The 20,808-nt window shown below is 71.2% G+C and carries 23 protein-coding genes; 9 read left to right on the forward strand and 14 right to left on the reverse strand.

The genetic code is table 11. The annotated features are described in order from the left end of the window. Positions 1-11: 11 nt before the first annotated feature. A complete protein-coding gene (locus tag NVV32_RS16235; RefSeq protein WP_422390857.1) occupies positions 12-671 on the reverse strand; it encodes a DNA alkylation repair protein in 660 nt (219 codons plus the stop codon). A 55-nt stretch (positions 672-726) separates the two neighbouring features. Then, positions 727-1,509 carry a type I methionyl aminopeptidase gene (gene map, locus NVV32_RS16240; protein ID WP_422390858.1) on the reverse strand — a complete coding sequence of 261 codons (783 nt, stop codon included), beginning with the start codon at positions 1,507-1,509 and terminating at the stop codon, positions 727-729. A 65-nt stretch (positions 1,510-1,574) separates the two neighbouring features. On the opposite strand from map, the gene NVV32_RS16245 reads away from it, so the two are divergent. Then, positions 1,575-1,874 (forward strand): helix-turn-helix transcriptional regulator, encoded by a 300-nt coding sequence (locus tag NVV32_RS16245; protein ID WP_422390859.1) that lies wholly within the window; start codon positions 1,575-1,577, stop codon positions 1,872-1,874. 3 nt (positions 1,875-1,877) lie between these two features. Here NVV32_RS16245 and NVV32_RS16250 read toward each other — a convergent pair whose 3' ends face one another. Continuing rightward, a complete protein-coding gene (locus tag NVV32_RS16250) occupies positions 1,878-3,230 on the reverse strand; it encodes an MATE family efflux transporter (RefSeq protein WP_422390860.1) in 1,353 nt (450 codons plus the stop codon). Between the two features lie 90 nt (positions 3,231-3,320). Between NVV32_RS16250 and NVV32_RS16255 the strand changes: the two genes are divergently transcribed. Then, entirely contained in the window at positions 3,321-3,671 is a 351-nt protein-coding gene (locus tag NVV32_RS16255; protein WP_422390861.1) for a hypothetical protein, read from the forward strand. 54 nt (positions 3,672-3,725) lie between these two features. Here NVV32_RS16255 and NVV32_RS16260 read toward each other — a convergent pair whose 3' ends face one another. Next, positions 3,726-4,082, reverse strand: coding sequence for a YciI family protein (locus tag NVV32_RS16260; RefSeq protein WP_422390862.1), 357 nt, complete (start codon positions 4,080-4,082; stop codon positions 3,726-3,728). 253 nt (positions 4,083-4,335) lie between these two features. Between NVV32_RS16260 and NVV32_RS16265 the strand changes: the two genes are divergently transcribed. After that, a complete protein-coding gene (locus tag NVV32_RS16265) occupies positions 4,336-5,445 on the forward strand; it encodes a S1C family serine protease (RefSeq protein WP_422390863.1) in 1,110 nt (369 codons plus the stop codon). Between the two features lie 95 nt (positions 5,446-5,540). On the opposite strand, the gene NVV32_RS16270 is transcribed toward NVV32_RS16265, so the two are convergent. Further along, on the reverse strand, positions 5,541-6,179 hold the full coding sequence (locus NVV32_RS16270; RefSeq protein WP_422390864.1) for an isochorismatase family protein: 639 nt from the start codon (positions 6,177-6,179) through the stop codon (positions 5,541-5,543). 130 nt (positions 6,180-6,309) lie between these two features. Here NVV32_RS16270 and NVV32_RS16275 point away from each other — a divergent pair, with 130 nt between their 5' ends. Next, entirely contained in the window at positions 6,310-7,287 is a 978-nt protein-coding gene (locus NVV32_RS16275; RefSeq protein WP_422390865.1) for a GlxA family transcriptional regulator, read from the forward strand. 28 nt (positions 7,288-7,315) lie between these two features. Here NVV32_RS16275 and NVV32_RS16280 read toward each other — a convergent pair whose 3' ends face one another. From NVV32_RS16280 to NVV32_RS16295, 4 genes are all read right to left on the reverse strand, one after another. Beyond that, complete coding sequence (locus NVV32_RS16280; RefSeq protein WP_422390866.1) at positions 7,316-7,972, reverse strand: peroxiredoxin-like family protein; 657 nt, start codon at positions 7,970-7,972, stop codon at positions 7,316-7,318. A 130-nt stretch (positions 7,973-8,102) separates the two neighbouring features. Next, positions 8,103-8,915, reverse strand: a complete 813-nt coding sequence (locus NVV32_RS16285; RefSeq protein ID WP_422390867.1) for a GAF domain-containing protein — start codon at positions 8,913-8,915, stop codon at positions 8,103-8,105. A gap of 17 nt (positions 8,916-8,932) precedes the next feature. Continuing rightward, a complete protein-coding gene (locus NVV32_RS16290; RefSeq protein WP_422390868.1) occupies positions 8,933-9,670 on the reverse strand; it encodes a GAF and ANTAR domain-containing protein in 738 nt (245 codons plus the stop codon). A gap of 424 nt (positions 9,671-10,094) precedes the next feature. Then, on the reverse strand, positions 10,095-10,898 hold the full coding sequence (locus NVV32_RS16295) for a metallophosphoesterase family protein (protein ID WP_422390869.1): 804 nt from the start codon (positions 10,896-10,898) through the stop codon (positions 10,095-10,097). Positions 10,899-11,090: 192 nt separating this feature from the next. On the opposite strand from NVV32_RS16295, the gene NVV32_RS16300 reads away from it, so the two are divergent. Next, a complete protein-coding gene (locus NVV32_RS16300; RefSeq protein ID WP_422390870.1) occupies positions 11,091-11,753 on the forward strand; it encodes a DUF6766 family protein in 663 nt (220 codons plus the stop codon). Positions 11,754-11,802: 49 nt separating this feature from the next. Continuing rightward, entirely contained in the window at positions 11,803-12,681 is an 879-nt protein-coding gene (locus NVV32_RS16305; RefSeq protein WP_422390871.1) for a putative protein N(5)-glutamine methyltransferase, read from the forward strand. Between the two features lie 202 nt (positions 12,682-12,883). Here NVV32_RS16305 and NVV32_RS16310 read toward each other — a convergent pair whose 3' ends face one another. Next, positions 12,884-13,657, reverse strand: a complete 774-nt coding sequence (locus NVV32_RS16310; protein ID WP_422390872.1) for a GAF domain-containing protein — start codon at positions 13,655-13,657, stop codon at positions 12,884-12,886. 257 nt (positions 13,658-13,914) lie between these two features. Here NVV32_RS16310 and NVV32_RS16315 point away from each other — a divergent pair, with 257 nt between their 5' ends. Next, the gene (locus NVV32_RS16315; protein ID WP_422390873.1) at positions 13,915-14,601 is read left to right on the forward strand and encodes a sigma-70 family RNA polymerase sigma factor; all 687 of its coding nucleotides are present in this window, start codon (positions 13,915-13,917) and stop codon (positions 14,599-14,601) included. A gap of 137 nt (positions 14,602-14,738) precedes the next feature. On the opposite strand, the gene NVV32_RS16320 is transcribed toward NVV32_RS16315, so the two are convergent. Together NVV32_RS16320 and NVV32_RS16325 are read right to left on the reverse strand one after the other, a co-directional pair. Beyond that, the gene (locus NVV32_RS16320) at positions 14,739-15,155 is read right to left on the reverse strand and encodes a hypothetical protein (RefSeq protein ID WP_422390874.1); all 417 of its coding nucleotides are present in this window, start codon (positions 15,153-15,155) and stop codon (positions 14,739-14,741) included. 348 nt (positions 15,156-15,503) lie between these two features. Then, positions 15,504-16,190, reverse strand: coding sequence for a hypothetical protein (locus tag NVV32_RS16325; protein ID WP_422390875.1), 687 nt, complete (start codon positions 16,188-16,190; stop codon positions 15,504-15,506). A gap of 364 nt (positions 16,191-16,554) precedes the next feature. Between NVV32_RS16325 and NVV32_RS16330 the strand changes: the two genes are divergently transcribed. Continuing rightward, positions 16,555-17,013, forward strand: coding sequence for a hypothetical protein (locus NVV32_RS16330; RefSeq protein ID WP_055766418.1), 459 nt, complete (start codon positions 16,555-16,557; stop codon positions 17,011-17,013). A gap of 167 nt (positions 17,014-17,180) precedes the next feature. Continuing rightward, positions 17,181-18,392, forward strand: a complete 1,212-nt coding sequence (locus tag NVV32_RS16335; protein WP_422390876.1) for an alcohol dehydrogenase catalytic domain-containing protein — start codon at positions 17,181-17,183, stop codon at positions 18,390-18,392. Between the two features lie 67 nt (positions 18,393-18,459). On the opposite strand, the gene NVV32_RS16340 is transcribed toward NVV32_RS16335, so the two are convergent. Together NVV32_RS16340 and NVV32_RS16345 are read right to left on the reverse strand one after the other, a co-directional pair. Continuing rightward, positions 18,460-19,764, reverse strand: a complete 1,305-nt coding sequence (locus NVV32_RS16340; RefSeq protein WP_422390877.1) for a hemolysin family protein — start codon at positions 19,762-19,764, stop codon at positions 18,460-18,462. Positions 19,765-19,915: 151 nt separating this feature from the next. Next, on the reverse strand, positions 19,916-20,797 hold the full coding sequence (locus NVV32_RS16345) for a DUF4031 domain-containing protein (RefSeq protein WP_422390878.1): 882 nt from the start codon (positions 20,795-20,797) through the stop codon (positions 19,916-19,918). Positions 20,798-20,808: the final 11 nt, after the last annotated feature.

Raw genomic sequence — 20,808 nt, forward strand, 5'->3', positions numbered from 1 at the left:
GAGTCCTGACGTCAGGACTCCCTGCGTCCCACCATCTCCCGGATCCACACGGGCGCGAACGGGGACGTGCAGTTCGGCGGCGTCGGGTAGTCCTTGAGGACCGCCAACCGCTCGCCGATGTCCAGTGCACGAGCCCGACGGTCGGCGTCCTCGATGCCGATGAAGGCCAGGGTGTGGTTCATGGCCCACTGCAGTCGCTCCGGCGCCGTCTTCATCTCCGCCTCGACGGTGTCGAGCAACGCGTCCAGGTCCAGCCCCTCGGGGCCCTTCGCCACACGGTCCGACGTGAGCGCCCAGCCCGCCGAGGCCACCACCGGGTCCGCGTCCGCCAGCCAACGGACCCTCAGCTCCTCCGCGTGACGGCCCTTCTTCACCACGTAGTTCACGAGCCAGTCGTGCACCTTGGGCGAGCGCGCCTCCCGTAGCATCGCGTCCAGGTCCTCAGCCCCGAAGTCCCTGGGCCGGCAGATCAGCAGGGCGAGGAGTTGCGCGGCGGTGTCGTCCGCCCCCCATAGGCTGAGCGCCAGGTCCTGCCGGGTCTTCAACCGTCTGGCCAGTGCCCGGAGCGCGCCGAGGTTCACCCCGTGGTCGTCGCCGTGCCTCTCGTTGACCGCACGCATGCGCGGATCCTCGAGTGCGGCGAGTTCGGCGAGTACCTCGTCGACCGTCATCGGTTCCTTCCCTCCACGCTCTCGCCCGCCCGGGTGGCGCACCCCCCGGCCGGGCCTACTGTGCGGCGGAGGTGGGCAACGTCAGGATCTCCGCGCCGGTCTCCGTGATCGCGATCGTATGCTCACTGTGCGCCGTCCGGCTACCCGTTACACTGCGGAGGGTCCAGCCGTCCGGATCGGTCACGAGCGTCGCGGTGTCCGCCATGATCCATGGTTCCAGAGCGAGCAGCAGGCCCGGCCGCAGCGTGTAGCCGCGTCCCGGGCGCCCCGTGTTCGTGATGTGCGGATCCTGGTGCATCGTGGAGCCGATGCCGTGCCCGCCGAAATCGGTGTTGATCGGATAGCCGGCAGCGCTCAGGACCGACCCGATGGCGTGTGAGAGGTCCCCGATGCGGGCTCCGGGACGCGCCGCGGCGATACCCGCGCGGAGGGCACGCTCGGTCGTCGCGATCATCTCGGCATCCTTCGGGGACGGCGCCTGCCCGACGGTGAAGCTGATGGCCGAGTCCGCTGCGATCCCGCCCTTGAGGACGGCGAGGTCCAGCGTCAGCAGATCGCCGTCCGCCAGCGCGTAGTCGTGCGGCAGGCCGTGCAGCACGGCGTCGTTCACCGCGGTGCAGATGTAGTGGCCGAACGGTCCCCGCCCGAAGGACGGGGCGTAGTCGACGTAGCAGGACTGGGCGCCGGCGGCCACGATCATCTCCTGCGCCCACCGGTCGATCTGCAACAGGTTCGTCCCGACCACGGCGCGCTGCCGCAGCGACTGCAGGATGTCGGCGACGAGCCTGCCCGTCACGCGCGCCCGGTCCAGTTCGGCGGGTGTCAGGATCTCGATCATGGGGTGCCTTCCGACTGCTTCCAATAACTATCCCGGTAATACTATCCCGGGCTATCATCGGGGGCATGGTCAGATTGCCACTCACGCCCGCCGACGTCGAACGCGGCCAGCGCCTCGGCGCCCTCCTGCGTGCTGCCCGCGGGGAGCGGTCCGTGCTGGAGACAGCCCTCGACGCGGGCGTCTCGCCGGAGACGCTCCGGAAGATCGAATCGGGCCGCGTCGCGACGCCGGCCTTCCCCACGATCGCAGCCGTCGCCGTCGTCGTCGGGCTGTCCCTCGACGCCGTGTGGGCGGAGATCAGTGCGGCCGGTCCCTGCACGGTGGCGCCCCGAGGCGATCGGGCTCGGGAGCCCCTGGCCTCCTGAGCGCTACGCGGTCCCGCCGCGTGTGGCACCCGTGACCATCCAGCGGTCGTCCCGTACGCGCCAGCCGAGGGTCGCGGCCCGCGCCAGCATGTAGCCGACGCCGAAGGCGAGCCACAACCAGACGATCCCGGTTCCACCGGTGAGGTCGGCCCGGGCCACGAGGACCAGCAGCGGCACGTAGACCACGAGGTTCACGACGCCCGCGAGCGCGAGGTAGCGGGCATCCCCCGCACCGATGAGGACGCCGTCGAGCACGAACACGAAGCCGCAGACGGGCTGCGACGCGGCGAGGACCCAGAGCCCGGCCGCGAAGGCGGCCTGCACGGCGGGATCGGTGGTGAAGATCCAGCCGACGAAAGGCGCGACGGCGGCGAGCAGCGCACCGGTGACGACGCCGAAGCCCACGCCCCAGACGAGCATGCGCCGCGTCAGGGCACGGGCGCGGGGTGCATTCCCGGAGCCGAGTTCCTTGCCGATCAGCGCCTGTGCGGCGATGGCCAGGGCGTCGAGGGCGAAGGCCAGGAACGTGAAGACCGTCATGACCAGCTGGTGGGACGCGAGACTCAACGGACCCTGCGCGGTCGCGACGAAGACCGTGGCCAGGATGGCCGCGCGCAAAGAGAGCGTGCGGAGCATGAGCCAGGAGCCCACGCTCGCGGTTCCACGGATGCCGCGCAGCGTGGGGCGGAGCGTCACCTGCTCCCGCCGCGTGGACCGGACGATCATCACCAGGTACACCGCGGCCATGCCCCACTGGGCCAGGCTCGTCCCGAGCGCCGAACCCGCCACCGACATCCCGGCGCCGTACACCAGCAGGTAGTTGAGCACGACGTTGGCACCGAACCCCGCGCCGGCCACCACGAGCGGGGTCCGGGTGTCCTGCAGCCCGCGCAGCACGCCGGTCGCGGCGAGCACCACGAGCATGGCGGTGAGGCCCGGCATGGACCAGCGGAGGTAGTCGACGGCGAAGACGTGGACGGCACCCTCGGCGCCCAGCAGGGACGCGAGCCGCGGCGCCGTGGCCCAGCCGGCTGCGGACAGCACCACACCGAGGAGCACCGCGAGCCCCACGCCGTCTCGCCCCGCTGCCAGCGCCTCGGGCAGCCGACCGGCGCCGAGGAGGCGGGCGACGGCGGGCGTGGTCGAGTAGGCGAGGAACACCATCAGCCCGACGGCGGTCTGCAGCACGGTGGAGGCGAGCCCGACGCCGGCGAGCTCGTCCACGCCGAGGTGGCCGACGATCGCCGAGTCGGCGAGCAGGAACAGCGGCTCCGCGATGAGGGCCCCGAGGGCGGGTACCGCGAGGCGGAGGATACTGCGGCTGAGCCGGCGGTTGCTGGGCAGGGTCTCGTGCACCCGACCAGCGTAGGCGTGTGGGCGGCACGGCCTAAGCTGGGAAGGAACCGTGACGGGTCCGTCCCGGTCGCGACGACACCCAGGGGAGTCATGAAGCTCGGCATCAAGCAGTACCTGGCAGGACTCGTCCTGCTGTTCGTCAGTACCCTCTTCGTCCCGCAGGCCGTCTCCGACTTCGCACGGGCCGAGTCCACGGACACCCCGATACCCGCCGAGGCACCTCTTCTCCTGGCGATCGGCCTCCTCTTCATCCTCGCCGCCGCCGCGTGCATCGGCTGGGGTTACTGGCTCACCCACCGCGTTGGCGGCGCCCGTAAGGTGAACCCGGAGGACGATCCGGACGAGCCACTCCTGCGCCCCGGCTACGGGCCGGACCCGTCGGAGGAGGCGTCCTGGCGGGAGAATCCGCTACGCCGCCGCGACCCCGACGGACGGGCCTGAGGACCGCGGCTCCCTCACCGGGCAGGTCGCGACGAAGAGACCGGGACGTTCCGGCTACGCGGAGTCGACGGTGACGCCGCCGCTGTGCACAGGCCGGACCTCGACACCTCCGGTGGCCGTGCGGACGGCGGGATTGAGGCGGGCGAGCGCCACCGCGGCGTCGAGGTCGGGGGCGTCGAGGACGTAGAAGCCCGCGACGAACTGATCGGCCTGCAGGAACGGTCCCTCGGTGGTGCCGTCCCGGCGGATGGAGACGGCCGCCGCCCGGGGCGTGAGGGCATAGGCCAGGGTGAGCGACCCCGAATCCTGCAGGTCGCCTGCGTGCCGGTCGTTCTCCGCCAGCTCGGCGTCGGCAGCATCCAGGGCATGGAGGGATTCGTCGGCGTAGATGAGAACGGCGAAGTGCGGCATCGGAGCTCCATCGTCGAGTCGGTGGACCTGAGCGCGGCCCGCTGGATCCTCCGACGATGATGCGCCCTTCTCCTCCGATCGGCCCGGCGCCACGCCCTGTCCTCCGCCGCCTGTCCACGTCTGTCCACATCCGTGACCCTCCGCGTCGCCGCTTGTTGCGCGGCCGGGCCCGATCGTATCGTCGAAGGGAAAGCGTGCCGGCGAGTCCGCCGGTGACACCGACGATCCGCCTGGCCACGAGGAGCGCCCGCCCATGACGTCCACCACCCGCCGTCCCCTCCGGGCGACCATGGTCGCTCTCGCCCTGCTGCTCGCCGTGCCGGGGTGCACCGCCACCGGGGTCTCCGTGCCCACGGCGAGCGCTCCCACCCAGGCGCAGGAGGGTTCGGCGTCCGCCACCGCCCCTCCCGGGTCGTCCGGCGGCGGGACGGGCTCGGCGCAAGACGCGGACGCGGACGCCACCATGAGCATTCCCGAGATCGTCGAGGCCGTCGAGCCGTCGGTGGTCACCATCTTCACCGAGGAGGGTCTGGGCAGCGGGGTCATCTACACGGAGGACGGCCTGATCCTCACGAACGAGCACGTCATCCGCGGCAACGAGGACGTCGAGGTGGCCTTCGCCGACGGCCAGCGCGTCTCCGGCACCGTCGAGGCATCCGACGCCGTCTCCGACCTCGCACTGGTCCGCGCGGACCGGACCGACCTCCCGGCAGCCACCTTCCAGTCCGGGCTGCCGCGCATCGGCGAACTCGCCGTCGTCCTGGGTTCCCCGCTCGGGTTCGAGAACACCGCGACGTCCGGCATCATCTCCGGCCTGCACCGGGAGATCCCGGGCTCGGCGGCATCGAGCCAATCGCTCGTGGACCTCATCCAGACCGACGCCGCCATCAGCCCGGGCAACTCCGGCGGCGCGGTGGTCAATGGCCGCGGGGAGATCATCGGCATCAGCGAGGCCTACATCCCGCCCGCGCAGGGAGCCGTCGCGCTCGGGTTCGCCATCCCGGCCCCCACGGCGGTGGAGGTGGCGGAGGAACTGCGGGAGGACGGTACCGCCGAGCACGCGTTCATGGGGCTGGCGCCCGGCGCCATCACGCCGCAGATCGCGGAGCAGCTGAACCTCCAGGACACGGCGGGCGTCGCCGTCCTCTCGGTGTCCGAGGGCGGACCCGCCGACGACGCCGGGATCCGGCCCGGTGACATCATCACGCGCATCGAGGACGAGGATCTCGCGGCCCCGGAAGACCTGCTCGCGGCACTGCGGCAGCGTGACCCGGGGCAGACCGTCTCGGTCGAGCTCCGTCGAGGGTCCCAGACCCGGACCGTCGATGTCGGACTCGAGGACCGGCCCGCCGCCGACCGCTGACCGCCGGGTCTACGGCCGCCCGCTGACGCGAGGTCTGCCACCCGCGACCGACGACGGGACCGAAACTCCTCCGCCGACGTCGTCCCAGGCAGCCGTCAGACCGTGCCGGCCCGCTCGGACCCCGTCGCCGCCGAACTTCCGAGATCACTGCCCTGCAATGTCTCGCCCGCCTCGAGGGCCGCGATCCACTGATCCGTCTCCGCGACGGCGGCCCAGTTCGAGTTCAGCAGGGCCATCAGCGTGGTGTGGACCGTCTTGGCGTCGGCGAAGCCGGCACTGTTGGCGAGGTTGATGGCGCCGGTGGCGTCCGAGAGGACCTCCGTGGAGAACCCGATGGCCTCCGCCTCCACGGCCGAGGCGAGGATGCAGTTGTTGGTCATGTAGCCCACGAGGGTGATGGTGTCGACGTCGTGCTCCCGCAGCCATGCGGTGAGGTCGGTACCGGCGTAGACGGAGCCGTACTGCTTCGTGATGACCTTCCAGGCGTCGGTCCGTCGGCTCTCGATCTCCGGGTGGAGCTCGAACTCCGGGGTGCCGGGCGCGAAGACGGGCGCGCCCTCACCGGACGAGTGCTGGAAGGCAGCGACGGGGATCCCCGCGGCGGTCGCGGCGTCGATGGCGGCCGTGATCCGGCCGAGCGACCGGGTGTGGGGCGGGAACTGGATCTCGAGGAGTCCGCCGAAGTACTGCTGCTGGACGTCGACGAGGACGAGGGCGCGGCGAGGGGTGCTCATGATGTGGCTGCTCCTGGGAGGTAGGGGACCGCTCGATGCGGCATCACGTCCATCCTCCCGGTCCCCGTGCCGACCCACCAGTGGCCCGGAGGTCGGTATACGATGGATTCGGGCCAACGGAAGGTACCCGATGCGTATTGCGGTCTACGCGTTCGATGACGCGACCCTGTTCCACCTCGCCGTCCCGCAGATGGTCTTCGACGAGGTGCGACGCCAGGGCCTCGCGGACTGGACGACGGTACTCTTCGGCGACCGTCCCGGCTCGGTCCGCACGGCGGAAGGCTACCGGCTCGCGGGGGTCGAGGGACCCGAGGCCGGCTCCTCGGCCGACATCCTGGTCATCCCCTCATGGTTCGACGACGGGCGGGCGCTCGGCGACGGCCTCCTCGGCGCGCTCCGTGACGCGCACGCCCGGAAGGCGACCGTCCTCGGCCTGTGCCTCGGCGCGATCGCCGTCGCGGACGCGGGGCTGCTCGCCGGGAGGAAGGCGGTCACGCACTGGCAGGCCTTCGACACGCTCACTTCACGGCACCCCGACATCCCGATCGACCAATCCGTGCTGTACATCGACCACGGAGACGTCCTGACCAGTGCGGGAACGGCCTCCGGGCTCGATGCCTGCCTCCATGTGGTGCGCGCGCGGCTGGGCGCGGATGCGGCGAACCGGGTGGCACGCAGCCTGGTCGTCGCCCCGCACCGGGACGGCGGGCAGGCCCAGTACATCGAGCACCCGGTACCCGAGGGTTCCGGCGACGACCCCGTCGCACACCTGCTCGAATGGGCGCTCGGGCGCCTCGACGAGCCGCTGGGCATCGACCGGCTCGCCGCGCAGGCACACCTGAGCCGCAGGACGTTCGTCCGCGCCTTCCGCGCGACGACCGGGACGACGCCGTCGGCCTGGGTGCGCTCCCGACGTCTCGACGCGGCCCGGCGGCTGCTCGAGACGACCGACCTGCCCATCGACCGCATCGCGTCCGACTGCGGCTTCGGCAACGCTGTCACCCTCCGGCAGAACTTCGCGGCGTCGCTCGGCACCACGCCGACCGCGTACCGGAGGCGGTTCACCACCCGTCCAGCAACCGGTGCGCACAGGCCTCCCGCCGCATGACGGCCCTCGCGCCGGCGGGCCCTGAGGCTCAGGGGTGCGCGACGGCCGCCAGGATCGCCGGGACCTCGGTGCGCCGCGTGTAGTCCGTCTGGACGTCGACGAAGCGGACCGTCCCGCCGGCGTCGACGACGAGGACCGTCGGGAAGGGGATTGCCGCCGTACCGTCCGCATTGCTGTCCGACACCTCGAAACCCAGCTGCGTATGCGCACGCCGTGCAGCCGTGCTCGGTTGGGTGACGATGCCGAGCGCTCCCGCAAGCGTGTTCGAAGGATCGGACAGGACGTCGAAGCCCAGCTCGGCGCCCTCGGCCGTCGCACCGCTCCGCTCCGGGTGCTGCGGGCTGATGGCGACGAGCACGATCCCCTGCCCGGCGAGGTGCGGCAGGAGCTCGCGCTGGTAGGTCCGCAGCGTGATGTTGCAGTAGGGGCACCACGCGCCGCGGTAGAAGACGAGCACCGCGGGGGCACCGCCCAGCACCGCGGACAGCCGGACCGCGTCGCCGTGGGCGGTGAGCAGCGCGGCGTCGGGCAGTGCATCACCCGGCCGCACCACGCCGCTCGGAGTGCCCACCGAACGGAGGTCGGCCTGCTCCTGCGCGAAGGTGCCCGCCAGGTCCGGGCCGATCTGCAGCTCGAAGCCCTCGTTGAAGCGGGCTACCTCGGACTCGATGCTGGTCTGCGCCATGGCGTGCTCCTCGACGTGTCGCTCGATGTGCTGCCGGCCCGGGCGGGCCGTAGCTCAGAGGATAGGTGGGTCACCCGACCGGCTCTCCCCGGTGCGTCACACGCGGACACAGACGTGCTGAGTCCACCGGTCAGAGCAGGCGCCAGGCCTTCCAGCCCGGGTACACCTCCCGCTGCATGTCCTGCGCCAGTTCCTCGAGGTCCTCGAGATCCTCGTCGCTGAACGCGCGTGGCGAGGTGGACATCACGCAGAGCGACCCGACCAGCCATCCGCCCGGCCCGCGCAGCGGACACCCGGAGTAGAAACGGACGTACGGCGCACCGGACACGAAGGTGTGCCCGCGGAAGCGTTCGTCCTGCAGCGTGTCCGTCAGGACGAGGGGACTCACCGCGCGGATGGTCTCGTTGCGGAAAGCCTGCGTCCGCTCGAGATCCTGGTCGGCCTCGCCCACGGCGGACTTGATGAACTGCCGGTGCTCGGCGATCAGGGCGAGCGTCGCCAGTTCGCACCGGAATCGCTCGGCCGCCCGCCGGGTGATCCTGTCGAACCGCTCCTCCGGGGGCGTGTCCAGGAGGTTCAACCGATCGAGGGAGTGCAGGCGCTCGCGCTCGGCGGACGCTTCGTCGAGCAGCGCCGCCCCTGCAGCGCCCAGCGGCCGCAGGGCCTCCTGCTGATCGTGCGGGCTCCCGCCCGGACGACTGAGGACGACCCCGCCCCCAGCCGGCATCCTCTCCCCCGCCGCTTCCTGCACGACCTCGGCGAGGAGATCCGACTCGACCGCGGGCAGGTCGCCGAGCCCCTCGAGGTAGGCAGCCACCCGGGCCTCCGACAGGGTGCCGCCCTGCGCGAAGTAGCCGATCCAGGCCTGGGTGACGGACAACCCGGACCGCCGCATCCCCGCGGCCAGGTGCCGGCGCCGGCCGTGCTCGTTCGAGTGCTCCATGATCGCCGGCCGTGCTGCTACTCGAAGTGCGTGCTGGCCGGACCCTGGCCCAGCGACTGGAGCACGGACGCGGCGACCTCCCGCAGCTTGACGTTGCGGGTACTGGAGGCCGCCTTCAGGATGGCCATGGCGGCGTCCTGGGAGCAGCGGTTCTGCCCCATGATCACCCCGACCGCGAGGTCGATCGTGGTGCGGCTCTCCATCGCAGCCCGCATATCGGCACTCGACTCCGTGAGCTTCCCGATCCGGACTGCCAGGCGGAGCGAGGCCGAGACCTCCGCGGCGAATCCCTCCGCCGCCTCGACGGCCTCGGCGCTGAACGCGTCCACGAGGGGCGAATAGAAGTTGAGCGCCGCCGTCGCATCGCCTTCGAGGGGGATGGGCACACCCAGCGCGGACTTGATGCCGTGGTCCGCGATCGCCCGGCTGTACTCGGGGAAACGCTCCTCCGCATCGAAGTCGCTGACATAGTGGACGACTCCCAGGCGGGCGGCCCTCAGGCACGGCCCGTCGTTGAACTCGTACTGCACCTCGTCCATCTTCTGGGCGTCGGGACTGTTGCTCGCGACGGTCGTCTTCGTGCGTGCCCTCAGCAGCGTCACGCCGCACAGCACCTCGTCATCCTCGTGCGACAGGCTGTGGCCGGCGACGGTGACCAGCTTCGTCAGGAACTCCTCGACGTCGTCGCTGTCGAGGACGAGGTCCTGGAGGAGGCCCGAGACAGCCGGGCCCTTGTCAAAAGGATGTTCGGACAACAGGTGAACCTTTGCATCCGCCCCTGGCCGACCACGCGAGATGCTGGGCAAGGAGAAGGTGAGGAGCCGCCTGCTGCTAAACGACCTAGGAGATATTACCCAATTCTGCCGCCGGGTGGAGACGTCCGCCGACGGTGATCGTCCGGGCGGCCACGCTCGTTCGATGGGAGAATCTCCGCGGTTCGCGGAGCGGGTCTAGGGGACCACCGGCCGCAGGCCATCCCTTCGGCCTCACCACGCCGTGACCTACCGACCCGCGGTGTCGTCCTGCCACGTCGTCCTGTCAAGCTGAGCGGATCTTGACCCGCGTCACTGCGCACCTTGAGCAGCGGGGCGCACACTGGGGACACGCAACGACGGCCCGGACCTGTCCGCGGACCGACGATGAATACATCGATGTGCTTGCACGGGCATGGGGTGTCGGTCAGGGGTCAAGCAGCCGGCTCCTGACCGACGCTTGGCCGTCGTCCTGCCCGAGCAGGCCCGCCGCCTCGTGGTGTCCGCGGTAGATTGCGGTCCGCAGTTCGATCGCGTAGGCCTCGAGAGCGGGCATCCCCAGCGCGGCAGCGAGGGCGATCTCCGCTTCGATGTCGTACGCGACCCGCACGAACTGGATGCCGAACGGGGCCGAGCGGTCGCCGTCGGGCTCACCCTCGAGGATCACGTAGGACGCGTGCGGCTCGTCGAGCGGGTTGCCGACGCTGCCCACGTTGACGAGCGTCCTGCTCCTACGGGTGGAGATGAAGGCGTCGTGGATGTCTCCGTAGCAGACGACGTCGGGCAGCGGTCCGTCACCCGTGAGCTCCGTCGCCGCGAACATGCCCGCGAACTCCTCGTCCGTGTGCTGCGCGTGCACCCGGTGGTACACACTCCTCGCGGACGCATGGAACAGCCGGATGCGGCGGCCGCTGAGGGTGATGTCGTGCGAGAGCGGGAGGGACTGCAGCCACGCGCGGTCCTCCGGGCTGAGCTCGCCGTGCCACCACCAGCCGGCATCGTCACGCCGCGCGGGCGTCTCGCTCGGCAGGAAGTCGTCCCAGTTGCCGCGCACCGTCACCGCGCAGTGCAGGCGGCTGAGCCGGACGCACTCCGACCCGCGTGGGCCCTTGCCGGCGACGTCGCCCAGGTTGATGATCGTGGAGACGTCCCGGTGTCCGAGGTCCGCCAGGACCGCCTCGAAGGCGGTGGCGTTACCGTGCAGGTCCGAGATCACCGCCACGCGTTGCATCTCCTCAGGCTATCCCGGAGCCGCGGCCCGCCGGACATGAACGCCGCCGCGGCCCGCTGGACATGGACGCCGCCGACGCGCAACCCGCTACGCGTCCTTCGTCACCGTTGCCGGCGCCCGCCGCCGGTTCCTAGCGTAGGAGGGGACATGCGGGCCGGATCGATCCGGATCGATACAGGCGGGTGGAGGCACATGAGGCACTGGATCCGGGACCACGGCCTGCTGCTCGTGAACGGGGCCCTCTTCGTCATCTCCTTCGCGGGCATGGTGCTGAGCGGAGCCTCGAGCTACGCCGCAGACCAGCAGGCCCACGGGGAAACGACCGTGGGTGTCCTCGGCTTCCTCGGGACCGGCGAGTTCGTCGAGGCGACGTTCGAGAACTGGGAGTCCGAGTTCCTCCAGATGGGCATGTACGTGGTGCTGACGGCGTACCTGTTCCAGCGGGGATCCTCGGAATCGAAGCTGCCCGGCCGGCACGAACCGCAGGACGACGATCCCCGCGACGCGTCCGGCACCAGCGACGCTCCGTGGCCGGTGCGCCGCGGGGGCGTGATCCTGCGACTGTACGAACATTCGCTGTCGATCATGTTCTTCGTCCTCTTCGCCGCGTCCTTCCTCCTGCATGCGGTGGGTGGCAGTGCAGCCTACAGCGAGGAGCAGGCGGCTCACGGCCTCCCGGGTGCCACGGTCCTGGAGTACCTGGGCACGTCCCGGTTCTGGTTCGAGTCCTTCCAGAACTGGCAGAGCGAATTCATGGTGATCGCGCTGATGATCGGCGCCTCGGTCTATCTCCGGGAGCGGGGGAGCGTGGAATCGAAGCCGGTGGCCATGGCGCACGGATCCACCGACACCTGATCACCGCTATCCTCGTGGTGCCAGGCCTCCCCCGCCGAAGGGCCGTCCCATGCCGCACCGTCAGCACCCCGTCGACTCCGCCCGGCCCACCGAGGCCGCGATGACCGCACGACTGCGCGCCGCCGGATGCGTCTTCGCCGAGGACGAGGCGCGACTCCTCGCGGCGAGCGGGGCCGGCGACGAACGCCTGCTGGAGATGCTGGAGCAGCGGGTGGTGGGCCTGCCGCTCGAGCACATCCTCGGCTGGGTGGACTTCTGCGGACTCCGACTCCTCGTCGGACCAGGTGTCTTCGTGCCGCGGCAGCGGTCCGCCCTCCTGGTCACGGCCGCGGCCGACGTGACGGCGCCGGGTGCCACGGTGCTGGATCTCTGCTGCGGGTGCGGAGCGCTCGCTGCGGGCCTCGCACACCTGGTCCCGGGTCTCCGCCTCCACGCGACCGACATCTCCGGCGCCGCCGTCGCGCTCGCGCACCGGAACCTCAGCCGACACGGCGCCCGCTGCTACGAGGGCGATCTCTTCGCGCCGCTGCCCGCTGCGCTCCGCGGCACCGTCGACACCCTGCTCTGCAACACCCCGTACGTGCCGAGCGCCCAGGTGGGGAACCTGCCGCCGGAAGCCAGGCTCCACGAGCCGCGGGCCACCCTCGACGGCGGCGCCGACGGCCTGGAGGTCCAGCGGCGCGTGGTGCAGGAGGCCCGGGAGTGGCTGGCGCCCGGGGGCCATCTGCTCGTGGAGATCGGCGAGGACCAGGAAGCGGCCTGTCTCGACCTCCTCGCGGCCGGGGGTTTGCGCGCGTGGACGCGGAGGGACGACGACGTCGGAGCCCTCGTCGCCATCGGCCAGGCACCCCGCGTGCGCCGTGAGTACGGCAGGTCGGGGTCCGCTCCCAGTGCTGCGCACAGCAAGATGGTGCCCGAGCAGCCGTAGCCGGGCGCGGGCACCATCAGGGGGTTTGCTGTGTCAGCCGCTCCTTGACCAATCAGTAAGCCCACTTACTAGTTCACCATGCCGTGTCCAGCCCGGAGTACCGCGAGCGCATCCGGAGGCGCGCCGAGGGGACGGAGACGGGGCGGAGCCAGGGCAGGGACGGGTAGCACGCGGGGCGGCCGAGGCTCCGGCACGCCCGGTGTCACGCGTTCAGCTGGGCCTGCACCTCGAGGGCCATGGCGTGGAAGTCCGCCTCGTCTTCGGCATCGAAGATGCGTGGCTCCTGGTCGATCACGCAGAGGGTCCCGACCGCCCATCCGTCGGGACTCCTGAGCGGGTGCCCCGCGTAGAACCTGATGAAGGGATCGCCGAGCACCAGGGGGTTCCACCGGAAGCGGGGATCGTCGAAGGCGTCCTCCACGATCACGGGGACGGACTCGCGGATGGTGGTGTCGCAGAAGGACCGTGTCCGGGGCATGTTCTGCTCGACGGGCCCGATCGCGGACTTCAGGAACTGCCGGTGCTCGTCGAGGAGCGTCACGATCACCGAACTGCTCCTGAAGCGCTCCTGCGCCCTCCGGGTGATGGCGTCGAAGCGTTCCTCCGGCTCCGTGTCCAGCAGGCTCGTCCGGCGGACCGCCTCCAGCCGCTCCTGCTCCTGCTCCTCGTCGGTGAGCAGGAAGGCCGCATCCGCACCGAGGTCGCCGATGCCGCCCGGTCCCTCCGGTGCGTCCTCGGCCATGGGAGGTACCGCCACTTCCATCCCTGCCCCGCGCAGCAGGATGTTCACGGCTGCGGCGAGGACGTCACTCTCGGGGGCCCGGAGATCGAGGCGCTGGTGGAGGTACTCCCTGACGTCCGGCAGGGACAGGGTCCCTCCGAGCAGCAGACCCGTCCGCCACACATCCTCCGGAGCCAGGCCCGCACTGCCGACGGCGGCGATCATGAGCGCCCGCTGGGGCCGTCCGTCGGTCATCCGCCCTGCCGTCCTGTCGTCGTCGTTCCCGTGGTCCCCGCACGATCGGGAGACCCCTCGGGCTCCATCCATTAGACCCCAGGGCCGCAATCCCCTGCGCATCCGTCCGCCGTCCGGACCGGCGATGCCGCGGGAGGCTGGACCGGAGGGGTGGTACGGGTTAGATTCAGGACACAGGGCCGCGCCCTGTGTCCTCAGGAGGGCCGGACTGCCGCTGGTGGCACGCCGGCCCGACGACTCCCGCACCCGCGGTGGGGATGGTTCTGCCCCGGTCTCAGCCAGAAAGCTCCACCATCGCCTCCTTCCCCCAGGCGGTCGCCTCCCCTCCCCCCGCGACCGCCGCTCCCCGGGTCCATCCCGCCCCATCCGACGACGACGGGCAGGACCCACCCGGGCCCGACCTCGTGGAGTTGCTGACGTCCGCCGGATCGAAGGACGAGGCGGCCTTCCGCGACCTGTACACCGCGTGCTCGCGCCGGGTCTTCGGGCAGGCCCGCCGGATCCTCCTCGACCCGGACATCAGCGCGGAGGTCACGCAGGAGGTCTTCCTGCTCGTCTGGGAGCAGGGCGATCGCTACCGGCCCGAGCTCGGCCACCCGCTGACGTGGCTGAAGACCCTGACGCACCGCCGCGCGATCGACCGCCTGCGCTCGGAGGTCTCCCGGGGCGCGCGGGACGAGAAGTGGGGACGCCGGAACCAGTCGAGCGCCTTCGACGAGGTGTCGGAGGCCGTCGTCGGGCGGGACGAGGCGTCGCGCGTGCACGCCGGGATGGCCGTCCTGTCCGCAGTTCAGCGCGAGGCCATCACCCTGGCCTACTTCTCGCACCTCACCTACGCTGAGGTCGCTGTACGCCTCGGCATCCCCGTCCCGACGGCGAAGACACGCATCCGGGACGGCCTCCGGAAGATGCGTTCGGTTCTGGAGACTCGTCCGATCGAGTGAGCCGTGCCTCCCCCACGGGGACGAGTCACGCCTCGCGGCCCACTTCTCCATCAGGGCGCGGCCGCGACTCGTCGGCGAGGCAGGACAGACGGTTCTGGTCTCCGAGCGAGGTCAGTCCCTGCGGGACAGGTACCCGGTCACCGTTCCCGGCGCACGGCTCGACGGACGGGTTGCAGCGGCGATGGCCGTGGCGCTCGACGCGCTGCAGCCCCGGTGGGCGCGGCCTCCGCCATCCCGTCCGCGGCCGGATGCGGTCCGGCGGCCGGGCAGGCCCGGAACAGCGTGCGCGGTCCGGCTGGTCCGCTCGCTCCCGCCCGGCTGTACGGGGCGCGGCAGCAGGACAGCAGGCCCACACGCGCCTGGTCGTCGAGCAATTCGTTGACGGCCTGGGTCACGCAGTCGCCGTCGTCGGCGGGCAGGGTGATCACGCCGTGGAGATAGCCGTCCACCTCGAGATGGTCGATGCATCCGCCCATGTTGAGGAAATGCTCCCAGACCGTCGCGAGGGAGAGGCCCGCGTGCTGCATCGCGAGACGCGTGTGGTGTCCTTGCATGCGGCGGTGTCCTCCGGCGATCCTCTGCGGAAGCCGGATGGGGCCGCCGCCATCGGGCAGCCGAGCGCGCACCTCCCGCAGCCGGCTTCGTGACCACGGGCGGCCACCCGGGTACCGGGCCGTCGCACTGCCATCATTCTGGCACCCGCGAGCGCCGGACGGAGCGCTCGATTCAGCACTGGCGCTCGGGCCCGGATGCTGCATGCAGCGCTGCGACGACCACTGGACTGTCATCCATCGGCCCGAGGCGCGGGAATCGGGTCCGCCGTCGTGCTTCCGAGGGCACCGTGGACCGCCCGGTGGGACTCCCCGATGGAGCCGAGTCCCCGCCACGAGCGACGAACGTGCTCAGGTGGCGGGCCGGAGCGCCGACTGCACGACGACGACGTCGGGCCCGTACTCGGCGTCCATCCGCGTCTGGAAGGAGCCGTCGTCGTACACCACCGTGAGGCTGACGAAGCCGCGGTCCATTCCGGCGGTCACGGCGTAGCCCTCGTGGCCGGCGTAGACCTCGGTGAGGATGCGGTCGAGCTCCTGCTGGTCGGTGGTGCCCTGGCGTCCGGCGAGGGGATCCTCGAACGGCAGGGCATCGTAGAGCGAGAGCGGGACGGGGATCCCCGTGCGGGTGAAGGCACTCCCGTCCCACGTCCCCGTGACCGCGTAGGCGCCCCAGGTCACGCCCGACGCCCTCTCGGCCTGCTGCGCGAGCCCCCAGTCCCAGCCCGCCACTTCGGGACCCGAGCACTGCGGCGGGTAGGACTCGGCGACACCACCGAGGCAGAGCTGCGGCGGCGCGTCCCCGATCTGGAGGACGGTGCCCTGGCCGGCCACGGGCCCTTCGGCGGGCGGAGGTGCGAAGTCTCCGGGTGCGGGGACCGGGGGCGTCGCGGGGTCGGCGGTATCCGGTGGACCGGCGGTGGCGCCCGGCGACGTGGCCGGACCACCGACGACTGCACCGGCGCTGCCATCCGTCCCACACCCGCTGAGCAGCACCGCTGCGAGGACCAGGATTCCGACGTGCACCGACCGTGTCATGCACCCATGATCGACGGCCCGCACCCTCCCGGCCATGGCCCGCCCCGCATCAGCGCCGAACCGTGACCACGCGTCCGGCGGCACCGCGCGCACCGCGGTCCCTCCGCCCCTCCGCCCGGCGCCTTCCGGGGAGCGGCGAACCCACCGTGGTCCACCCGGAGGACCGCCCCGAGAACCCGCACGGCGCCCACGACCGCGCGCCCGGCACCGGGTCCTACGGCCGACGTCCCCCGGCCGCACGGCGCTGTGCGCTGGTGGGCCGAACGGCCTATCCTGTGGAGACGTGCCTCGGTTCGGCTGGTCTCACGGCGTTCGCGCCGGGTCCGCGCCACGGCGTCCCGCCCATCACTGCTGCCGGAGATGCATGAGACCCGCCTACACCTTCGAGACCACGTACGAGATCAGCCGGTTGGAGCGGTGCGCGGTGACCGTCCGCGCCCGGGAACCGGTCTCCGTGACGGAGGTCGATGCGCTCATGATGCTGCGCCGGGGATTCGAGCTCACCGACCACCGACCGTACGTGGTGTTCGTCGACCTGAACGACGTCGTCGAGATCCTCCCCGGGGCCCGCCGCGTCCTTGCTTCCGCACGGCACGTCCTGGCCGCGTCGATGCTCGGCAGCACGCCCGTGGACCGCATGACGGCCGCCGGGTACGCGCACGCCGCCTACCCTGCCGAGTACTTCGAGGACAGGGCGGCCGCGTTCCAGTGGCTGGCCGTGATGCACGACCTGCTGTGCGCCGACCCTGTTCCCCACACCATGAGCCTCACCGTCGATCTCGATCCCTTCGACCGGCCCCGTTACCAGCCGACGCGCGGCTGACCCCCACGCGGGCCCGTGGCGGGATCGGTGATCGAGCCCCCGCGACTCCGGAGGCTGTCAAGGTGACCCGACTGCGGGGACAGCCCTTGTGGAACCTCGCAGCCCGTCCCTAGCGTGAGGGCCATCGACGGCCACGCCCCCGCAGTTCGGCAGAAGGAGTACGGACCATGAAAGCTCTCGTCTGGCACGGTGAAGGTGACATCCGCCTCGACACCGTCGACGATCCCGCCATCCTCGACCCGAACGACGCGATCGTGCGCATCACGCGCAGCGCGATCTGCGGGACCGATCTCCACTTCATCCGGGGCACCATGTCCGGCATGAAGGAAGGCACCATCCTCGGCCACGAGGCGGTCGGCGAGGTCACGGCGGTCGGTGCCGCCGTGCGCCGCTTCGCCCCCGGTGACCGCGTCGTCGTGTCCTCGACCATGTCCTGTGGCGTGTGCTGGCAGTGCCGCGCCGGGCACACCGCGCAGTGCGACACCGCCAATCCCAACGGTCCCCAGGCCGGGACCTGCTTCTTCGGTGGCCCGCAGACCACCGGTCCTGTGAACGGACTGCAGGCCGAGTACGCCCGCATCCCCTACGCCTCCAACACGCTGACCGCGCTCCCCGACACCGTCAGCGACGAGCAGGCGATCCTGCTGTCGGACATCTTCCCCACCGCCTGGTTCGGAGCGGAACTTGCCGGGGTCCGGCGCGGTGACACCGTCGCCGTGTACGGAGCGGGCGTCGTCGGGCAGTTCGCGATCGCCTCCGCCTTCCGCCAGGGAGCCTCGCGCGTCTTCGCGATCGACGGCGTCGAGACCCGCCTCGTACAGGCCCTCGACCAGAATGCCGACGTCGTCGACTTCAACCGCGAGGACCCGGTGCAGGCCCTGATGGACGCGACCCTCGGTATCGGGGTGGACGCCGTGATCGACGCCGTCGGCGTCGACGCGCAGCGCCCTTCCTCCGGACCGGCGGCCGCCGACGGCGAACAGCAGGCCGGCGAGTTCGCGCGTGAGGTCGCGCAGGTGGCCCCCTCGACCAACGTGCAGGGCGAGAACTGGGTCCCGGGGAACGCGCCGTCCCAGGTATCCCGGTGGAGCGTCGAGACGGTGCGGAAGTACGGCCGGATCGGCATCATCGGCGTGTACAGCCCGCAGATGATGTCCTACCCGATCGGACAGGCCATGAACAAGAACCTGACCGTCCGGATGGGCAACTGCGACCATCGCTCGGTCACGCCACCCCTTCTGGACCTCGTGGCCTCCGGCGTGTTCGACCCCACCCGGTTCATCACCCAGCACGAGCCGATCTCGGACGTCGTCGACGCCTACCTGACCTTCGACCGCCGCGAGGAAGGCTGGCTGAAGACCGTCCTCACGACGCCATGACCCCTCGCCTCGCCGACAGGCCCGCACGGGTCCGCGGCCGGTCCCGAGCTGTCCGCGGGGGACGTGATCAGGCCGCAGGGTCCTCATCGGAGGGTTCGTCCGCGGGGATGACGAGGATCTCGGCGATGCGTCGACGATCCATCCCCGTGACCTGGAGGGTCGCGCCCTCCACCTCGACGACGTCACCCTGGCGGGCGAGCCGGCCCAGGCGTTCGAGGACGAACCCCGCGACGGTGTCCCAGGTGCCGCGGGGAAGCTCGATGCCGGTGGCCTCCTCGAAGTCCTGCAGGTTGAGCCGGCCATCGACCACCCCTCCGCCTTCCGCCATCTTCGCCGGCGCGGCATCGGTGTCGTACTCGTCGAAGATCTCGCCGACGACCTCCTCCACGAGGTCCTCGAGGGTGACGATGCCGTCCGTGCCGCCGTACTCGTCGATGACCACGGCGATGTGCGTGTTGCGGGCGCGCAGCATGGTCAGCGTCGGCAGGACGCGGGCCGTCGCCGGCAGGTAGGGGATGGAGCGGATGACCTCCGTGACCGGTGTGCCCGGATCCAGCGCCGCGGCCTCGTAGAGATCGCGCACATGAACGAACCCCGTGATGTCGTCGATCGACTGGTCCACGACGGGGTACCGGGAGAACGGCAGGCCCGCGATCTGCGCCACCGCATCGCCGACGGATTCGGCGCCGGTGATGGCGACGACCTCGGGGCGAGGTCGCATGACCTCGCTGATCTGCCGGTCGCGGAGGGACAGGACGTCGTCGAGGATACGGCGTTCGTCCTCGGGCAGTCCCTCATGGCTCGTGACGATGTCGCGGAGTTCCTCTTCCGTCATGCTCTCGCTCGTGCGGGTCGGGTCCCCGCCGAGGAGGCGCACCACCGCATTGGTGGACACGGACAGCAGCCAGATCACGGGCCGCATCACCCGGGCGAAGTTGTTGAGAACGGGCGCCACGGCGTAGGCGAACTGCGCGTTGCGCTGGATCGCGAGCCGTTTGGGCGCCAGCTCACCGAGGACGAGCGACAGGTAGGCGACCACCAGCGTGAGCAGGATCGTGGCGAGCGTCAGCGCGGCCTGCTCCCCCAGCCCGAAGGTGACCAGCAGCGGAGCGACGGACGGGGCGATCGACGATGCTCCGTAGGCTGCGGAGGCGAAGCCGGCCACGGTCACACCGATCTGCACTGCGGACAGGAACGTGTTCGGGTTGCGCGCGAGCGCGGCGACCTTCTCGCCCCGCCTGCCGCGCTGGGCGATGGCGTTCACCTGGCTGTCGCGCAGGGTCACCAGGGCCATCTCCGTGGCGGCGAACACCCCGCCGATCAGGACGAAGACGATGACCAGCGCGATGTTGAGGATCAGCTCCCCGTTCATCGCTGACTCAGGTCGGCGGGTTGACCCGGCACCTGCCGGGTGCCGGGTCTGTCGGAGTCGGACGAGGTCTCGGGTGATCGGGGCATGCCTCCACTCTAGGAGAACGCGCGGTCGACCGCTGCTCCACGCTCCGCCGCCCGCCCGCTCGCGGTCAGCCGGGCGTCCGGAGTTCGCGTCGCAGGTTGTCGAGAGCGCGCTCACCCCAGCGTTCCCGGCCCGCCGTCGTGCGGAACAGCGGATCGAGGGCGATCAGCCGCGTCAGCACCGCCCGGCGCCCCTCCATGAAGGCCGCATCGGTGACATGGGCGTACTCCTCGCGGACCGCCGCGGTGTACCGCGCGTACTCCGCCTCGGAGCCGCCCAGGACCGCCAGGTCCGCATCGCACAGCAGGTGTCCGGCGCGGTCGTCCTCCGCCGGATCGTGGCCCGCCGTCAGGAGCACGAGCCGCTCCACCTCGCGCACCTCGGCCGGCGGGAGCCGCCCGGTCAGGCGTTCGACGGCGAGGTCCGCCGATGCCCGCTCGTCGCCGCCCGCCACTGCCTCGTACACGGCGTCGTGGAACCAGGCCGCGAGGACCACCGGTCGGCGCAGGGCGTCATCGGTGCCCTCCAGCAGGAGGTCGAGAGCCTCCAGGACGGCGAGGAGGTGCGTCCGGGTGTGATAGCGCCGGTGCTGCTCCCCCCAGCGGTCGAGGAGTTCCGCGCCCAGGTCAGGATCGGACGGGAGCACCGAGGACCAGCGGGAACCGAGAGCCGCGCGGAGCTTCGGGCCCCGCCGTCGGGCAGGGATCCGCAGACCGCTCGCGATCAGGGCGCGCACCAACTCGGCGCCACCGACCTCCTCCGCTCCGCGCTCGACCAGCTCGCGGTACCGCCGCACCGGCACGTCGTAGTGGTCCTCGTCGAAGGCGCGGAGCGGTATGCCCGCGGCCTCGGCGAAGGCGTGCAGCTCCCGCAGGGACGACGTCGACACCAGGTGGGAGAAGACCGTGCCGTGCGCCGGCCAGGACGGAGGATCGATGAGGACGGCCATGGGCAGCAGTC

It is taken from the genome of Arthrobacter sp. N1 (assembly GCF_048288285.1).
Classification (GTDB): domain Bacteria; phylum Actinomycetota; class Actinomycetes; order Actinomycetales; family Micrococcaceae; genus Arthrobacter_D.

Excerpts from the sequence above, each read along its gene's own strand:
- NVV32_RS16235 (WP_422390857.1), bottom strand. The coding sequence starts at position 671 with ATGACGGTCGACGAGGTACTCGCCGAACTCGCCGCACTCGAGGATCCG.
- map (WP_422390858.1), bottom strand. The coding sequence starts at position 1,509 with ATGATCGAGATCCTGACACCCGCCGAACTGGACCGGGCGCGCGTGACG.
- NVV32_RS16245 (WP_422390859.1), top strand. The coding sequence starts at position 1,575 with ATGGTCAGATTGCCACTCACGCCCGCCGACGTCGAACGCGGCCAGCGC.
- NVV32_RS16255 (WP_422390861.1), top strand. The coding sequence starts at position 3,321 with ATGAAGCTCGGCATCAAGCAGTACCTGGCAGGACTCGTCCTGCTGTTC.
- NVV32_RS16260 (WP_422390862.1), bottom strand. The coding sequence starts at position 4,082 with ATGCCGCACTTCGCCGTTCTCATCTACGCCGACGAATCCCTCCATGCC.
- NVV32_RS16265 (WP_422390863.1), top strand. The coding sequence starts at position 4,336 with ATGACGTCCACCACCCGCCGTCCCCTCCGGGCGACCATGGTCGCTCTC.
- NVV32_RS16270 (WP_422390864.1), bottom strand. The coding sequence starts at position 6,179 with ATGAGCACCCCTCGCCGCGCCCTCGTCCTCGTCGACGTCCAGCAGCAG.
- NVV32_RS16275 (WP_422390865.1), top strand. The coding sequence starts at position 6,310 with ATGCGTATTGCGGTCTACGCGTTCGATGACGCGACCCTGTTCCACCTC.
- NVV32_RS16280 (WP_422390866.1), bottom strand. The coding sequence starts at position 7,972 with ATGGCGCAGACCAGCATCGAGTCCGAGGTAGCCCGCTTCAACGAGGGC.
- NVV32_RS16285 (WP_422390867.1), bottom strand. The coding sequence starts at position 8,915 with ATGGAGCACTCGAACGAGCACGGCCGGCGCCGGCACCTGGCCGCGGGG.
- NVV32_RS16295 (WP_422390869.1), bottom strand. The coding sequence starts at position 10,898 with ATGCAACGCGTGGCGGTGATCTCGGACCTGCACGGTAACGCCACCGCC.
- NVV32_RS16300 (WP_422390870.1), top strand. The coding sequence starts at position 11,091 with ATGAGGCACTGGATCCGGGACCACGGCCTGCTGCTCGTGAACGGGGCC.
- NVV32_RS16305 (WP_422390871.1), top strand. The coding sequence starts at position 11,803 with ATGCCGCACCGTCAGCACCCCGTCGACTCCGCCCGGCCCACCGAGGCC.
- NVV32_RS16310 (WP_422390872.1), bottom strand. The coding sequence starts at position 13,657 with ATGACCGACGGACGGCCCCAGCGGGCGCTCATGATCGCCGCCGTCGGC.
- NVV32_RS16315 (WP_422390873.1), top strand. The coding sequence starts at position 13,915 with ATGGTTCTGCCCCGGTCTCAGCCAGAAAGCTCCACCATCGCCTCCTTC.
- NVV32_RS16320 (WP_422390874.1), bottom strand. The coding sequence starts at position 15,155 with ATGCAAGGACACCACACGCGTCTCGCGATGCAGCACGCGGGCCTCTCC.
- NVV32_RS16325 (WP_422390875.1), bottom strand. The coding sequence starts at position 16,190 with ATGACACGGTCGGTGCACGTCGGAATCCTGGTCCTCGCAGCGGTGCTG.
- NVV32_RS16330 (WP_055766418.1), top strand. The coding sequence starts at position 16,555 with ATGAGACCCGCCTACACCTTCGAGACCACGTACGAGATCAGCCGGTTG.
- NVV32_RS16335 (WP_422390876.1), top strand. The coding sequence starts at position 17,181 with ATGAAAGCTCTCGTCTGGCACGGTGAAGGTGACATCCGCCTCGACACC.
- NVV32_RS16340 (WP_422390877.1), bottom strand. The coding sequence starts at position 19,764 with ATGAACGGGGAGCTGATCCTCAACATCGCGCTGGTCATCGTCTTCGTC.
- NVV32_RS16345 (WP_422390878.1), bottom strand. The coding sequence starts at position 20,797 with ATGGCCGTCCTCATCGATCCTCCGTCCTGGCCGGCGCACGGCACGGTC.